Origin of the sequence: Necropsobacter massiliensis (genome assembly GCF_000827595.2) — a bacterium.
In the GTDB taxonomy this organism is placed as follows: domain Bacteria; phylum Pseudomonadota; class Gammaproteobacteria; order Enterobacterales; family Pasteurellaceae; genus Necropsobacter; species Necropsobacter massiliensis.
The window spans coordinates 12567-27697 of record NZ_LN776183.1; the positions used below are offsets into that span (position 1 = coordinate 12567).

Annotated in this window: 12 protein-coding genes and 2 riboswitches; of the genes, 3 read left to right on the top strand and 9 right to left on the bottom strand. The window is 50.1% G+C overall.

The window, feature by feature from the left end:
• Positions 1-4 precede the first annotated feature (4 nt).
• Entirely contained in the window at positions 5-2959 is a 2955-nt protein-coding gene (glnE, locus tag BN3349_RS04055; protein ID WP_040976105.1) for a bifunctional [glutamate--ammonia ligase]-adenylyl-L-tyrosine phosphorylase/[glutamate--ammonia-ligase] adenylyltransferase, read from the bottom strand.
• A gap of 127 nt (positions 2960-3086) precedes the next feature.
• A riboswitch (TPP riboswitch) is annotated at positions 3087-3177 on the top strand.
• Between the two features lie 83 nt (positions 3178-3260).
• Between glnE and BN3349_RS04060 the strand changes: the two genes are divergently transcribed.
• Positions 3261-4325 carry an ABC transporter substrate-binding protein gene (locus BN3349_RS04060; protein ID WP_082024876.1) on the top strand — a complete coding sequence of 355 codons (1065 nt, stop codon included), beginning with the start codon at positions 3261-3263 and terminating at the stop codon, positions 4323-4325.
• A gap of 79 nt (positions 4326-4404) precedes the next feature.
• On the top strand, positions 4405-5496 hold the full coding sequence (locus tag BN3349_RS04065; RefSeq protein ID WP_040976106.1) for a metallophosphoesterase: 1092 nt from the start codon (positions 4405-4407) through the stop codon (positions 5494-5496).
• Positions 5497-5653: 157 nt separating this feature from the next.
• Here BN3349_RS04065 and metC read toward each other — a convergent pair whose 3' ends face one another.
• Complete coding sequence (gene metC / locus BN3349_RS04070; protein WP_040976107.1) at positions 5654-6847, bottom strand: cystathionine beta-lyase; 1194 nt, start codon at positions 6845-6847, stop codon at positions 5654-5656.
• Between the two features lie 170 nt (positions 6848-7017).
• On the opposite strand from metC, the gene BN3349_RS04075 reads away from it, so the two are divergent.
• The gene (locus tag BN3349_RS04075) at positions 7018-7620 is read left to right on the top strand and encodes a peroxiredoxin C (RefSeq protein ID WP_032092978.1); all 603 of its coding nucleotides are present in this window, start codon (positions 7018-7020) and stop codon (positions 7618-7620) included.
• A gap of 187 nt (positions 7621-7807) precedes the next feature.
• On the opposite strand, the gene bioB is transcribed toward BN3349_RS04075, so the two are convergent.
• From bioB to BN3349_RS04110, 7 genes are all read right to left on the bottom strand, one after another.
• Positions 7808-8815: a biotin synthase BioB gene (bioB, locus tag BN3349_RS04080; RefSeq protein ID WP_040976108.1), complete on the bottom strand. Its 1008-nt coding sequence runs from the start codon at positions 8813-8815 to the stop codon at positions 7808-7810.
• 66 nt (positions 8816-8881) lie between these two features.
• Positions 8882-9514 carry a thiamine ABC transporter ATP-binding protein gene (gene thiQ, locus BN3349_RS04085; protein WP_040976109.1) on the bottom strand — a complete coding sequence of 211 codons (633 nt, stop codon included), beginning with the start codon at positions 9512-9514 and terminating at the stop codon, positions 8882-8884.
• Complete coding sequence (thiP, locus tag BN3349_RS04090) at positions 9507-11141, bottom strand: thiamine/thiamine pyrophosphate ABC transporter permease ThiP (protein WP_082024877.1); 1635 nt, start codon at positions 11139-11141, stop codon at positions 9507-9509. The genes thiQ and thiP overlap by 8 nt, the downstream gene beginning before the upstream one ends.
• Positions 11105-12103, bottom strand: coding sequence for a thiamine ABC transporter substrate binding subunit (gene thiB, locus BN3349_RS04095; RefSeq protein WP_101430481.1), 999 nt, complete (start codon positions 12101-12103; stop codon positions 11105-11107). Before thiB ends, thiP begins: the two co-directional genes overlap by 37 nt.
• 8 nt (positions 12104-12111) lie before the next feature.
• Positions 12112-12921 carry a bifunctional hydroxymethylpyrimidine kinase/phosphomethylpyrimidine kinase gene (thiD, locus tag BN3349_RS04100; RefSeq protein ID WP_040976111.1) on the bottom strand — a complete coding sequence of 270 codons (810 nt, stop codon included), beginning with the start codon at positions 12919-12921 and terminating at the stop codon, positions 12112-12114.
• Positions 12914-13714 (bottom strand): hydroxyethylthiazole kinase, encoded by an 801-nt coding sequence (thiM, locus tag BN3349_RS04105; RefSeq protein ID WP_040976112.1) that lies wholly within the window; start codon positions 13712-13714, stop codon positions 12914-12916. Before thiM ends, thiD begins: the two co-directional genes overlap by 8 nt.
• 54 nt (positions 13715-13768) lie before the next feature.
• Positions 13769-13859: riboswitch (TPP riboswitch) on the bottom strand.
• Positions 13860-14026: 167 nt separating this feature from the next.
• Positions 14027-15052 (bottom strand): ABC transporter substrate-binding protein, encoded by a 1026-nt coding sequence (locus tag BN3349_RS04110; protein ID WP_040976113.1) that lies wholly within the window; start codon positions 15050-15052, stop codon positions 14027-14029.
• Positions 15053-15131 lie beyond the last annotated feature (79 nt).

Genomic DNA, 15131 nt, shown 5'->3' on the forward strand with positions numbered 1-15131 from the left:
CCTATTATTTTACAATGACCCCGCCGAGTAATTGTTGCCAGATTTCACCGATAAAGGCGCGTTCTTGTTGAAATTCTTGTGCCGACACCAGTGGCGGCTGACCAAGCAGGTTCAGGCGATGAATGCGGTTGCGCAGATCCACATAGCATTTTTTCAGCTGCGCACAAACTTGCGTAGAAATGACCGCACTTTGCGCCATAACCTCAAAAATCCGCACATTATCCGACCAAACGGCAAGCGACGGATGTTGCGGCGCGTTGGCAAGCACCAGATACTGCGCGATAAATTCAATGTCGGTGATGCCGCCGCGATCGGTTTTGATGTTGAACTGATGGTCGGCATGATGACTTAAATGGCGATACATTTTTTCCCGCATGTCCCGTACATCCTGCCGTAGCGCGTTGAGATCACGCGGCGCGGTTAATACCTTGCGGCGGATGGTTTCGAAGTGTGCGCGCAATGCCCGTTCACCGTATACCGCGCGGCTGCGTACCAGCGCTTGCTTTTCCCAGGTCCATGCTTCATTCAGCTGATAATTTTCAAAGGCGGATAGGGAACAGCCGAGCAAACCCGCATCGCCGGAAGGGCGCAGGCGCATATCCACTTCATACAAGACGCCAGCGCTGGTATTCATGCTGAAAATGCTGACGATTTTCTGCGCCAGACGCAAGTAAAACTGATGGCTGTCAATGGTTTTTTTACCGCCGACGGTTTGCCCGCTACGCGTACCGTCATACAGAAACACCAGATCCAAATCCGATTTATAGCCCAGTTCGATACCGCCGAGTTTGCCGTAGCCGATCACCAAAAAACCGGTTTGATTTTCCGCCAGAAATTCCGGTACGCCGAAGCGTCGGCTGATTTGTTGCCAAGCGGAATTGACTACCGCCTCGATAATGGATTCGGCTAAAAACGTCAAATGATCGCTGACTTTCATCACCGGCAGCGCGCCCAAAATATCTGCCGCCGCCACATGTAGCAACGTAGATTGTTTAAACTGGCGTAGACCGTTGATAAACTGTTCTTCATCATCCGGCGGCAGGCGCAACAGATATTGCCGCAATTCCGCCGGATATTGGGTGTAGGCGACGGGATTGAGTAACGCCTCGCGATCCAGCAGTTCATCCAGTAGAATCGGATAACGTGCCACTTGCGCCGCAATCATCTCGGATTGTGCGCACAGCTCGATTAACTGTGTCAACGCTTGCGGATTTTCCACCAACAGTTCCAGATAGGTTGTGCGGCTGACAATTTTGCTGACAATATTCAGCATGCGCGGCAGCAGATTATGATGTTCTTGCCGACGGAATACCTGTGCCAGCAACACCGGCATTAATTGTGCCAGTACAGTGCGTCCGCGGCTGCCGATAGAACGGTGCGAAAGTTCTGCTCTGAATTGCGCCAGTTTGTCGATAATCTCCTCATTATAGCGGGCGTCCATACCGTTACTGCGCAGCAGGTCTGCAATTTCTTGCGGATTGAGATCTTCATCCGGAAAATCGCTCCAGCTGCCGGTTTCATGGCGTTCTTTATCATCCTCTTCACCGATTAATTGATGAAAAACCGACCGCACTTGTTGCTGATGAAATTGCAATTCTCGATAAAAATCTTCCCAGTTTGCAATTGGATAACGTACTGTTTCGGGTTGTCCCTGCGCATTTTGCAAGGTAAAACAGGCAGTTGCGGTGATCAAACGTTGGCGATCGGTAGCATTAGTCGGTAAAGTTTGAGTTTGCTGATCTTTGATCGCTTGCAGCACATTTTCCACTCGACGTAGAAACAGATAGGCCTGGCGCAACGCTTCGGTTTGCTGGACTGAGAGCAGTTGCAGCGCGGCAAGCAGTGGCAGCAGACGCAGCAGTTCGTGCTGTTGCAGGCTGATTTCACGCCCGCCACGAATCAGCTGAAATACTTGCACGATGAATTCAATTTCCCGAATCCCGCCCGCACCGAGCTTAATGTTGTCTGTCAGACCGCGACGGCGCACTTCGCGCTCGATTTTGCGTTTCATCTCGCGCAGCGCCTGAATCACGCTGAAATCAATATAACGGCGATAGACAAAGGGGCGCAGCAATTGCCGCAGCGTATTGACATGCGGATCCTGAGGGGAGGCGCCCAGAATGCGTCCTTTGATCATAGCGTAGCGTTCCCAATCCCGTCCCTGTTCCTGATAATATTGTTCCATGGCGTTGAAACTGAGTGCCAGCGCGCCGCTGTCGCCGAACGGGCGCAGGCGCATATCGGTGCGGTAAACAAAGCCGTCCGGCGTGTATTGATCCAAGGCGTTAATTAACCGTTGACCCAGACGAGTAAAAAAACGGCTGTTTTCCACCGCACGGCGAGCGCCGACGGTTTCACCGTTAGCTGGGTAGGTGAAAATCAAATCGATATCGGACGAAAAATTCAGCTCAAAGCCACCGAGTTTTCCCATACCGAGAATATACAGCTGCTGCGGCTTGCCGTGCTGATCGAGGGGCGTTCCCATTTCGGCACAGGCTTGTGTATATAACCAGTCGCGCGCGGCGATAATCAAACTTTCCGCCAATTGAGATAAGCGGATAAAAATATCTTCTACCGTACCGAGATTTAAGCTTTGGCAAATACTGAGTTTCGCCATTTCTCGATTACGAAACCGGCGCAATGTTTGGTACAGCTGCTGTTCGTTTTGTAGCGGGGCAAGTAAACTTTGTAGACGTGCGGCGTAATGCTCACAATCGGCTAATTCAGGCAGGCGCTGCCAGCATTGATGTAAAAAGTGCGGTTGTTTTTGCAACACTTCTAGACAGAAATCCGACATCGCCACGGCATAACCGAGCCGGGCGATAGGCGCATCGGGATTGTGGCAAGCCTCGTCAATCTGACCGGCAAGGTGCTGTTCGTCATAAACATCGGGAAAGCCGGCGTGCAGTTGGGTGGCAAGTTGGCGTAAAAGTGCGGACGAAGACGGAAGCAACGACATAGCAAATCCTTATGTAAAACGGGGCAATGGCTGAATTGTAAGGCAAACATGGCGGTTTGGCGATATAAAACTGACAGAAGTTTGTGGCGTAGCTATTGTATTGGCATGACAAACATTATAGACTTAGGCGCGTTAGTCGGGGTGCTAGCAATAGCTGAGATCATACCCGTGAACCTGATACAGTTAATACTGACGTAGGAAACTAACCGGAAAACGACCGCCCTTAATCCTGCTGGCGGTTTTCTTTCGCGCTCCCGTCACTATTGCTGGTCGATCTTTTATTATTCGATAAGGAAACACTATGCAATTATCTTCTTTTAAACTGAACCGCTTCATCAGTTGTCGCACGTTTTGGTGCAAACCGCTTTTTCTCATCTTGTTGCTGTTTTCGGCGCTGAATACGGCACAGGCTGCGGGCAGGCTGACCATTTATTGCAGCGTGCAGCATAACGTGTGTGAGAAAATGGCGCACACGTTCGCGCAAAAATACAATGTGGACACTCAGTTCGTGCGCAACAGCACCGGCGCGACGCTGGCGAAAATCAAGGCGGAACGCGCTCTGCCGCAAGCGGATATTTGGTACGGCGGCACAATCGAACCGCACTTTCAGGCGGCAAAACTCGGTTTGCTGCAACCTTACCGTTCGCCGTTGCAGGCGCAAACCATGCCGGCATTTAAACATTTACTGGAGGAAAAAGGCGATTTTACTTCAATCGGTTATCTCATTGTGCTGGGTATCGGCGTTAATACGGAAAAATTTAGCCAGCTCGGCATTAATGATTACCCAAAATGCTGGAAAGATTTGCTCGATCCGCGCTTAAAAGATCAGATTCAAATGCCCGACCCGCGTAATACCGGCACCGGCTATACCTTTATCGCCACGCTTATCCAGTTATGGGGCGAGGAAGAAGCCTTTCGCTATTTAAAAGCGCTGCATAACAATATTTCGCAATATGCCAAAAGCGGCACGGAAAAATCCAACCTATCGCGCGGCGAGGCGGCGGTCACTATCGGCTTTATTAACGGTTACGCCTCGGAAAAAGAAAAAGGCGCGCCGGTGGAAGCGATTTTGCCCTGCGACGGCGACAGCTATTCGCTGGGTGGAATCAGCATTTTGAACGGCGCACGCAACTTGGAAAATGCCAAACTGTTTATGGATTGGGCATTAACCGCCGAAGCGCAGGAAATTGCCTGGCGTGAAGAAAAAATGTATCAGATCCCAACCAATATCTATGCTCAGGCATCACCCAACTCCGTTGATCCGAAAGATCTTAAACTGATTGATTTTGATTTCGAGCGGTTCGGTTCCGATATTGAAGGCAAACGCCTGATTGAAAAATGGACGACGGAAGTCAAGCTTAACTGATATTCCCGCTTTCCCTTTCCATTGACAGAAAGTGCGGTTAAAATCACCGCACTTTTTTAGATTAACGATAAGGAAAGCAATGGAACTTCGTCATTATCTTCTTTTTGCCGCCTCGGTGATTCTATTACAACTGTTTATTTATCTGTTTAATCGCACGCTGTACTGGCTGTTCAGCGGCAAAATCGGGCATAAAACCCGTCGGCTTATTGTGATCTTCAATTATCTGGCGGCAAACGGCGTCATTTTGCTGACGCTGTTCCGCCTGCAACCGATGTTTCGTTTAAGCGCGCTGATTTTGGTTATTCTATTATTCGCTGCTTTGGTCAGCCTTGCCGCGGCATTGTTGTATCGTTTGCTGAAAGGGGTGCTAAATCCGCAAAAATTGAACCGCACTTTACGCTTGGCTTATGTTCCGGCGCTGGCGGGATTACTCGGGCTCAGCCTTTATAACGCTTATACACCGAGCGTGGTTCGCTATCAAATCCATATTGATAAACCGTTGGCTCCGCTGCGTATCGGCGTAGCCAGCGATCTGCATTTGGGCAAGCTATTCGGTGCTGCACAGTTGGATCGGCTGGCGGCGATTATGAGGCAGGAAAACGTGGATATGATTTTGCTGCCGGGCGATATTATGGATGACAATACCGAAGCCTATTTGGCGCAAAATATGCGTCCGCATCTGGCGCGTTTGAGTGCGCCGTTGGGCGTGTATGCTACCCTCGGCAATCATGATTTTTTCGGTCATCAACAGGCAATCGCACAGGAAATCCGCCGAGCTGGCATTCAACTGTTAATGGATCAAACCCTTGTGGTGGATCAGCGTATCGTGTTGGTCGGGAGGAATGATGATCTAGCTCGTGAGCGCCCGAGCAGCGCGCAATTGTTGCGCCATATTGATACTTCGTTGCCAGTTGTGCTGCTCGATCACCGCCCGACGGAAATCAGCGAACATGCCAAACTGCCTATCGATATACAAGTATCAGGGCATACTCACAACGGGCAGATTTTCCCCGGCAATCTGATTACCGCGCTGATGTACCGTTTGGATTATGGTTATCAAAAAATCGGTAACGGGCATTTTTTCGTCACCTCCGGCTATGGATTTTGGGGCATCCCGCTGCGTTTGGGATCGCAGTCCGAAGTGATGATTATTGATGTTAGCGGCAGCTGATAACAGAATATGAACCGTCAAAAACGGATAAAATGTCGACCGCACTTTTGCCGTGTTATTGGTTGTGAAAATGTGACGCCAGACAGCGAAAACCGTCAGAAAGTCAAATAAAAAGGGGCGCTTGCCCCTTGTCGTGTTGTTTTCATTATGGCAATGATTAATCTTGTAAACGCTTGAATCCCGCCTGCAAATCGGCAATCAATTCCTCAACCGCTTCAAAACCGATATGTAGCCGAATTAACGTACCGCTTAATGCGCGTTTAATAGACGGACGAATGCGTGCGATATCTTCCGGTTGATTGTACAGAATCAGAGATTCAAAACCGCCCCACGAATACGCCATACTGAATAATTCAAAATGATTCATCAAGTTTTCCAGCTGGGTTTGGCTCAGTTTTTGTTTCAACTCAAACGAAAATAGACCGCTTGCGCTGCTGAAATCCCGTTTAAAAAATTCATGTCCCGGGCAGCTCGGCAACGCTGGATGATACACTGCTTTTACTTCCTCCCGCTGAGCCAACCATTGCGCCACTGCGAGGCTGCTTGCTGCATGCTGTTTTAGCCGCACGCCTAGCGTGCGAATGCCGCGCGCGGTGGTGTAGGCGCTGTCGGCATCGACCATTTGCCCCATTAAATAGGAATGTTCACGCAAGCGATCCCAACAGCGCGCATTGGAAACCGCAGTGCCGATCATTACGTCGGAATGACCAACCAGATATTTGGTACCGGCCTGAATGGAAATATCAATATCATGTTCCAGCGCTTTAAATAACACGCCGCCGCCCCAAGTATTATCGATCATAATCACGACATCGGGATTTTTACTGCGCACGGCTTGCACTATCGCCGGAATATCCGGCACTTCCATGGTGAGTGAACTCGGCGATTCCAAAAACACGACTTTGGTATTCGGTTGCATCAGCTCGGCGATTGCTGCACCGCACAGCGGATCATAAAACGTGGTTTCCACGCCCATTTTGTTTAGGATGATATTGCAGAAATCCTGCGTCGGTTCATAGGCAGCGCCGGTCATCAGCACATGATCGCCGCTCGCCACAAACGACAGAATACTGTTTGTCACCGCCGCCGCGCCGCAAGGATATAAATAACAACCCGCGCCGCCTTCCAGCTCGCACATCAGATCTTGTAGTGCAAAGTGGGTCAATGTGCCGCGCCGACCGTAAAATAAACCGCCTTTCGCGCGGTTTCGGGCCGCCTGTTTTTTCTCTTCCAGTGAGCTGAAAACCAGTGAAGAAGCCCGCTGAATCACCGGATTCACGCTGCCTTGCGTAACCCGTTTACTGCGTCCAGCATGGACTAAAGCGGTTGATAATGAATGTTTGTGTGTCATATTTCGTTCCTGTTATTTATCATTTAAGATTATGATAATCGGTTTAATAGACAAAATCGACTATTAAAGTGCGGTCGGTTTTTTTACAATAAAACCGTTGATTTTGCTGCGCTTTCAATAAGTAGTTAGGCGCAAAATTCTTTGTTCATTTCAATAGGAGATTTTTTACTATGGTATTAGTGACTCGTCAAGCACCGGATTTTACCGCATCGGCAGTTTTAGGCAACGGTGAAATCGTTGATAACTTCAATTTAAAACAACATATCGCGGGTAAGGCGGCAGTCGTATTCTTCTATCCGTTAGACTTTACTTTCGTTTGTCCGTCCGAATTAATCGCATTCGATCACCGTTATAAAGAGTTTCAGGCGCGTGGCGTTGAAGTCGTCGGCGTATCCATTGACTCGCAATATACCCACAACGCATGGCGTAATACACCGACCGAAAACGGCGGTATCGGTCAGGTACAATATGCCTTGGTCGGCGATGTAAAACACGAAATCGCACAGGCTTATGGTATTGAACACCCGGCGGCTGGCGTTGCGTTGCGCGCGTCTTTCTTAATTGACAAAAACGGCGTAGTGCGTCACCAAGTGGTTAACGATCTACCGTTAGGTCGTAACATTGACGAAATGTTGCGTATGGTTGATGCCCTACAGTTCCATGAAGAACACGGCGAAGTGTGCCCGGCGCAATGGGAAAAAGGCAAAGAGGGCATGAAAGATAACCCTGAAGGCGTTGCCAAATATTTAAAACAAAACGCAGATAAACTTTAATCGCAAGATTGTAGTTTAAGATTATTTTATTAGGACTTTAAGCATAAACCCTCGCCAATGCGGGGGTTTATTTTTTTACTGATGCAATACTGGCGGCAATCATTAACTGAAACTCGCCGCCGCGATTCGGCTCGGACGGCATGCTTTCCGGTCTGCCTAAATTAAAGTAGCCCACTTTTTATACAGTTCAGTCGGTTACCGGTCGGTTTTTTTCCGTTTCCGCGACCAAATCCAACTTCGCCATTAACAGCTGATCGCCGTCTTCCTGCGGATTTTCCGTTACCAATAATTTATCGCCGTAGAAAATAGAATTGGCGCCCGCCATAAAGCACATCGCCTGCATTTCTTCCGACATTCCCTGCCGCCCGGCAGACAGCCGCACATAGCTTTTCGGCATGACGATACGGGCCACCGCCACGGTGCGCACAAATTCGGTCCAGTCCAGCTCCGCCGCATCAGCAAGGGGCGTGCCTTCCACTTTAACTAATTGATTAATCGGCACCGATTCCGGCTGCGGATCCAAATTCGCCAGACTGGCAATAAATCCAGCCCGTTCTTTGCGGCTTTCGTCCATGCCGATAATACCGCCACAGCAGACTTTCAGTCCAGCTTTGCGCACCTTACCTAGCGTATTCATACGGTCATCAAACTGACGCGTACCGATTACTTTGCCGTAATGCTCGGGCGCAGTATCCAGATTGTGATTATAATAATCCAGCCCAGCGTCTTTCAGATCTTCCGCCATACCGTCTTGCAGCAGACCGAATGTGCCGCAGGTTTCCAGACCGAGGGCTTTCACCGCTTTGATAATGGCGGTAATTTTTTCGATATCTTTCGGTTTCGGCCCGCGCCATGCCGCGCCCATACAAAAACGCCCCGCGCCACGCGCTTTGGCAATGCGAGCTTTCTCAACGATTTGTTCCACGTCAATTAACTGCTGATTCTGAACGCCGGTTTGATAACGCGCCGATTGCGGACAATAGCCGCAATCCTCCGGGCAGCCGCCGGTTTTAATCGACATCAAGGTAGACAGCTGAATTGCCTGCGGATTGAAATGTGCGCGGTGAACCTGCGCGGCACGATAAACCAGTTCTAAAAACGGAGTTTCAAATAACGCTTCGACTTTGCATACCGACCAATATTCCAATGTGGGATGAGGAGTTATGGAGGGAATCTGAATTGTTGTGGCAGTCATAAATCATCCTTGTTCGTTAGCGTAAAAGTGCGGTCTATTTTAGACGTAAAAAGTCGCATATGACAATTAATTATCGCAGATCTTACCATTCTCAAGCCGGATTATCCGATCAATGCTGCCCTGTAATTCCGCGGGTTGATGCGTAACTAGCAATAAGGTCAGCTTTTTCTCGGTGCACAGCGCATCGATCAGATTCAGCATTTCCATGCGCAAATCGGGGTCAAGTGCGGAGAAGGGTTCATCCAGCAATAAAATCGGTTTGGCACGCAGCAGACAACGAGCAAGCGCTACCCGCTGGCGTTGTCCGCCTGATAATTCGCGCGGTAGACGCGCCAAATAAGTCTCCAGCCCTACCGCGGCGGCAGTTTGTTCAATGTATTGGCGTTGTGCCGCATTAATGTTGAGATTCGGTTTAATGCCGAGCGCAATATTTTGCAGCACCGTGAGATGCGGGAAGAGATTATTTTCCTGAAACAAGATGGATACCGGGCGCTGATAAGGTTCGGAATTCGTATGCTTTTCTCCGTTCAACCAAATATCACCCCGATCCGCCGTTGCGAAACCAGCGATTAGATTCAGCAGCGTGCTTTTACCGGCGCCGCTCGGACCGATTAACGCCACTTTTTGCTGCGCGCGGATATGCAGATTAAAATACATCGGCATAGTGCGGTAATTAAAGTGAACATCCAGTTTAATCATCGTTGTTATCTCGCTCCACCAACATAAAAATACCGCTGCATAACAGCAACAGCAGCAATGCGGTGGCGGCCGCATCCTGCCCGTGATAATGTCCCAGTTGCTGATACAATAAATGTGGCAATGAGGTAAAATCCTGACTGCCGAACAGCGCAATCGCGGTAAAATCGCCTAAGGATAAGGCACCGGCCAGGGCAAACGCATATTTTATCGGTCGGCGCAAATGGTACCATTCGACCAGACGCCAGCGTTGCCAACCGCGAATGCCCAGCGACTGACAGAGTTTTTCATAATATTGCATATTGTTATTCATCGGTACCGCCAGCACGCGCAGCACAAAAGGCATTGCGGCAAGCGCGTTACAGATTACAACCACCGCAAACAACTGCACGCGACCGAAATTGATATTTTGCAGGCGAATAAATAATCCCATTGCCAGCACCAACGTGGGAATTGCTAGGATCAACATGCCGCAATGTAATATTACATCGGCTAAATAGCGCTGCGCTCGCCAGTACAAACGCCGCGACAACAGCAATAGCAGCATCGCAAGGCACAGGGCAATAAATGCCGCAGCGGGTGCGATGGTCACCGAATACGCCAGTGCGCGCCACAGCTGCGGCTGTTGCCAAACCGTGACAAAATCGGTCACGCTGAAAGCTGCGTAAACGGTATTTAACAGCGGCGTCAGAATAAACAGCAAAACCGCGCTCAAACAAAAAATCTGCCAAATTTTGACCGCACTTGATTGTTTATCCAACCATAATGTTTTGCTGTGAAGCTGCGTATCCGGCGTTTTGCTTAACATACTCAGCGCGCCGAACAACACAAAACAGCATGCGAATTGCAGCAGTGCAAATAATGCGGCTTTCGGCAAATCAAATTCAAACACAATAGCTTGGTAAATCGCGACTTCCAGCGTGGTATAACGCGGACCGCCGCCGAGGGTCAGCACGATGGTGAAGCTGGTGAAGCATAGCATAAAAACCAGCGCAAACACCGGCAGCAGCTGTTGGCGCAAATACGGCAGTTCAATCAAACGGATAAACTGCCAGCCACGAATATTCAGTTGTGAGGCTAACTGGCGCTGCTGATTGGGAATACTGTGCAGCGTTTGCAAAAACATACGGGCGGCAAGAGGAATATTAAAAAACAGATGAGCAATTAAAATTCCGCTTAAGCCGTAAATCTCGGGGGTTCGGTGCAAACCGAGCGCTGCGCCGAGCGTCGCCAGCCAGCCGGAATGTCCGTACACACCGATTAAACCGAATACCGCCACTAATGCTGGCAGCACAAAGGTTAGAGAAAACAGTTTCAGTACCGCGTTTTTCATCGGAAAGCGCTGATAAAAAAACGCACGGGCAAATAACGCGCCGATCAACACGGCAAGCAGTGCCGACAACAACGCCTGCCCGATACTGAATGTAAGAATACGGCGCAGGTAGTTGTCGTGCAGCATATCCTGCCATGCATATTGTCCACCGACGGAAAACACCGCCTGTAGTGCAAAAGCATAAAACAGCAGCAAAAACAGCAATACGCCGATGCCGCCCCAGCCGTCGCGCCAAGATAAACAGCGAGCATATTTCGTGCTTATTCGGTTAAACTGGCCTGCCACGTGCGAACCCATTGTTTTAGCTGCTCGCTGCTCACATGCAGTGAATCGAATACCGGCGCTTGTAACTGATGTGCTCTTAAGGCATCAAAGTGCGGTTCGATTTCAGCCTGAATTACCGGCAACATTACATTATGCAGGGCGATTTCTCGCTGTGCCGTGGGATCGAGTAAAAACTGCATGAACTGTCCGGCACAGGCATTATCCCGATTTGCCACTTGCGCGGCGACTTCAAGCTGCAAGATTCCGCCTTCGCTGAACTCCGCTGCCGCATAATTGTCTTTTTGCTCTTGTAAAAGATGATACAGTGGCGAGGTATGATAACTGAATACCAGATCCGCCTCGCCTTTTAGAAACGCGCCGTAGGTTTCCGTCCAGCCTTTGCCTACCGTCACCGTGTGTTCTGCCAGCGTGCGCCATGCCTGCGCCGTTTGCTCCGGCGGATAAACGGCATTCATCCACACCAGCAAACCACGCCCGACGCTGCTGACTCTCGGGTCTTGATAAATCACTCGCAAATCCCGGCGCGCAACCAGCTCTTTCAGGCTGGTCGGCGGATTTTTCAGTTTATGTTTATCGTAAATAAACGCGTATTGCCCGAAATCATAAGGCAGGAATGTGTCATCACGCCATTCAAACGGTAAAGCTAGAGGGCTTAAATCCACCTTATTCGGGGTAAACAAACCGGTTCGGCGCGCTTCCTCCAACATATAATTATCCAGCCCCAACACAATATCTGCCTTGGTTTTTCGCCCCTCCAGACGCACGCGGTTAAACAAGGTTCCTGCGCTGTCGAACGCAACGTAATTCACCTGACACTGAGGATGCGCCTTTTCAAACAGGGCTTGGACTTTCGGTCCTGCCCCCCAGTCGGCAGTGAATGTGTCGTAGGTGTAGACATTGACCGTTTGCGCTTGTGCGAAAAATGCCGCGCAGGAAAGTGCGGTCAAAAATAATCCGGATGTTAACTTCACCACAACCTTCCTTAGCCGATTTGCTGATAAGCCCAATGATTAGTCGGTCCATGTCCGTGACCGATCTCAAGCGGATAGCTAATCGCGGCGGTAATAAAATTCTTGGCGATGCGTGTTGCCAGCTCAAGTGAATGCCCCTTCGCCAGTTCCGCGGTAATACAGGCGGAAAACGTACAGCCGGTGCCATGCGTATGGCGGGTCGGATAGCGTTCACTTTGCAGCGTAAATTGCTGTGTTGGGGTAAACACCCAGTCGCGACAGAGTTTACTGCGCGAACCCTCACTGTGCCCGCCTTTAATCACCACATTTTTAACCCCCAGTTCCTGTAGCCGTCCGGCGGCGGCGCGGGCACTGTTGTCATCAACCACTTCAATACCGGTCAGCGCTTGCGTTTCCGGCAGATTCGGGGTCAGTACATCAGCAATGGGTAATAAGTGGCTTTTCATCGCGCTCACGGCATCACGCTGCAATAAGGGCGTGCCGCCTTTGGCAATCATCACCGGATCCAACACCAGCTTGCCGAACTGATTGCGGCTTAATATTGCGCTGATACATTCAATGATTTCTGCCGTTCCCAGCATACCGATTTTAAAGGCGGCAATATCAAAATCTTCGGCAATGGCGTTCAGCTGCGCTTCAATGCTTGACAGCGGAAGCGTATGAATATCGAAAACGCCCAGCGTATTTTGCGCGGTTACCGCGGTAATCACCGAAGTCCCGAATACATCGCGCATCTGAAAAGTTTTTAAATCGGCTTGAATACCGGCACCACCGCCACTGTCGGAACCGGCAATTGTTAATACTTGTGGAATGTTATGCATAGCTTACCTCTGCGAGTTGACGCACTTGCTGCGGCGTTATTGCGCCCAGCTGATCTAAAAGTGCGGTAAAAAATGTACCGGTTTGAGTCGGTAATAATGGCGCTGCTGCCAGCTCGCCAGCAACAGCATACAATGTGCAGGCTTCGACACCAGCGGCGAAATAATCCTGCTCCCCGGCAACCGCGGCGAAGGCGGCACACAGCGCACCCAATAGGCAACCGGCGCCGGTGATGCGCGCAAATAACGGCGTGCCGTTGGTAATTTTAGCCGCCCGCACGCCGTCGCTGATAATATCTGTTGCACCGCTGATTGCCACCACGCAATGATATTGCCGTGCCACCGTCTGCGCCACTGCGACCAAATCTGCCTTGCCGCTGCCAGCATCTACGCCTTTTGCCTGCCAATCGGCATTCGCCAGCGTTGCGATTTCCCCAGCGTTACCACGAATAATCGCAAATTTTACCTCCGCCAGCAAACGTTGTACCGCTTCCCGTCGGCATTGCGTTGCCCCGCCGCCGACCGGATCCAGCACCACCGGCACCCCGACCCGATTTGCACTTTTGCCCGCCAGAATCATGGCATCGATATCGCTGCCGTTTAACGTACCAATATTCAGCAGCAATCCTTGTGCAAAGGCAGGAATTTCCTCCATTTCCGCCGGATTTGCCGACATTAACGGCGAAGCGCCCAATGCTAGCAAGCCGTTTGCCGTATAATTGGCAACGACAGTATTGGTAATGCAATGCACCAGCGGATTGCGTTCTCTAATAAGATTGATTATGTTAAATTGCATAGTTTTTCCTTTTAGCTAAAAAGAATGACCAGCAATATTGACGGTACAGAAAGGCAAATCGGACAATTAGTTTCCTACGTCAGTATTAACTGTATCAGGTTCACGGGTATGATCTCAGCTATTGCTAGCACCCCGACTAACGGTTGTCGTGAATCCGTTGATAATCCGGTTGCGCCGGGTCGGCGGTAAAATATCAACAGTGTTTTAGTATAATGGGCTTTTGTGAATTGTCAAAGCCCAATCTGTTTTTGCTAAACCGGCATATTCGTCGGTATCGCTGCTATATTGCCGGACTGTTGCTGATAATTTGCTTTAGTTCAGTTTGATTTCGCGCGTCCAGCGTTCGATCAAGCGTTTGGCTTCGGCATCCGAGCCAAACCGGTCGAAATCAAAAGGAATCAGATTTAACGCCGCAGGATCGACCGCATCCGGTGATAACTTAGCGTTCACGTTAGTTGGATACTGATAAGTTTTTTCATCTTGTAGCGCTAACTCCTGCGCTTCGGCGCTTAACGCCCAGTCCATAAATAATTTGGCGTTATCCAGATTGCGTGCGTTGTGCAGAATACTGATGCCGCCCAGCGAATACGGCGTGCCTTCGCAAGGCGTTTGCATTGCCACCGGCGCGCCCTTGGCTTTTTCTAACGCGTAACCGCTCAAAAAACCGATGCTCACCGCCACTTCGCCGCGCGCAAGCAGGGTGCGTTCAACGCCGCTTTTGGTATATTGTGAGACGTTTTGATTCAGCGCTTTCAGATATTCGAATGCTTTTTCTTCACCCCACAATTGTACCGCCGCGGTCAAAAAGGTATAGCCGGTACCGGAGCTGCGCGGGTCGGGCAGCTGTACCTGATTTTTCAGGCGTGGATCGAGCAAGTCTCGCATACATTTGGGATAATCCGATATGCCGAGCCGGTCGAGTTGGTCAGGGTTCATGCCGAGACCGAACACGATCATATAAGCGATGGAGGTGAATTCGCCTTTTTGGCGGAGTAATTCCTGAAATACCGGCAGGATTTCCGCCTGGCGGGGAGAGCGGTAAGCATGCAGCAAGCCGAGCGCTCCCGCTTGAAAGTGCGGTTCGATTGTGCCGCCATACCAAACGTCCGCCTGCGGCAGAGATTGCTCGGATTTGATTTTCGCCAATGCCGCCCCCGTGCTGTGGCGCACGAACTGGGTATCCACCTGATATTGTTGCCCGAACGCCTTTGCGACGCGTTCGCACACGTCGTATTGCATACTGCAATAGAGGGTTAATTTTCCTGCCGCGTTTGCCGTATGAAGAGAGATGAGACTGAAAAACATGACCAGCGTGGTCAGAATAGATTTCCTTTCCATGATGTTTATCCTTGAAATATTATTGCGTGGTGCGGCATACAGTAAAAAGTGCGGTAAAAAATACCGCACTTTTAATCCT